Raw genomic sequence first — 249 nt, 5'->3', positions numbered from 1 at the left:
GATCGTCCAGTTTCTTAAGCAGAGGCTTACCTTCACGCTTGAAGCGATCGTTGATACGCGCCAGACGCGTTGCATCATCTTCGTTGTTCTCTTTCTCACGCTGAGCGTAGTTGAGAGAAACAATATTCCGCTTATCTTTCAGGGCATTGAAACGAGCAATGTCCTTCATGATGTACTGGAATTCCGGATCTTTGGCGATGCGATCGTTGTGCGCTTTCAGCAGTTCAGGACCAAACTGCGTCATATCAC

General features: G+C 47.8%; 1 protein-coding gene. It reads right to left on the bottom strand.

Going from position 1 to position 249, the window contains the following annotated elements; all coding sequences use genetic code 11:
- Positions 1-249: carboxy terminal-processing peptidase (locus tag ACPYOI_RS36640; RefSeq protein ID WP_481424255.1), on the bottom strand; the 249-nt coding region annotated here is incomplete at both ends.

The organism is Rhizobium sp. SVR5-2C (assembly GCF_056755115.1).
The sequence above is the reverse complement of the archived record's forward strand: the minus strand, read 5'-3'. Positions and strand labels throughout refer to the sequence as shown.